Source organism: Mammaliicoccus sp. RAM2 (genome assembly GCF_045897195.1).
In the GTDB taxonomy this organism is placed as follows: domain Bacteria; phylum Bacillota; class Bacilli; order Staphylococcales; family Staphylococcaceae; genus Mammaliicoccus; species Mammaliicoccus sciuri.
In genome coordinates, this window is the sequence record NZ_JBJNWI010000029.1 from 1 (window position 1) to 433 (window position 433).

At 31.2% G+C, this 433-nt stretch carries 2 protein-coding genes; both read right to left on the minus strand.

What is annotated here, in order from left to right; all coding sequences use genetic code 11:
- The coding region (locus ACJTHF_RS14055) for a hypothetical protein (protein ID WP_407812640.1) at nucleotides 1-224 on the minus strand (224 nt) is incomplete at its 3' end.
- A 35-nt stretch (nucleotides 225-259) separates the two neighbouring features.
- Nucleotides 260-427, minus strand: coding sequence for an LPXTG cell wall anchor domain-containing protein (locus ACJTHF_RS14060; protein WP_407812641.1), 168 nt, complete (start codon nucleotides 425-427; stop codon nucleotides 260-262).
- Nucleotides 428-433 lie beyond the last annotated feature (6 nt).

The window sequence follows — 433 nt, forward strand, 5'->3', positions numbered from 1 at the left end:
AAAAAATCTACTGGTTTTGCATCAATTTCTAATATTTCACCACCTTGTTCAGGTACAGTCATTGAACCGTCAAAGTTCACACCTATTGGGGATCTCATTCCTCCATTATGAAACACATACTTCACAGGTTTGTCTTGTTTCATTTCTTCTGCATTAACTTTACCTATTAAAGGTGTTGTTACTGTTGTACATAACAATGTTGATAAAAGTATTTTCTTTAACATAAACTTCTCCCCTTAATTATTCATAACTAAGAAAATTATGCTTTTGATTTACGATCTATTGTATAAAGGCCAATTAATGATAAGCCAACTAATGATAATAATCCTACTTGTATCCATGGATTTTCACTTTCACCCGTCTTAGGTAATTCTTTTTGTTGTTTATCTGATTTATTATCTGCAGCTTTAGCTTTACTATCAGTAATCTTAGC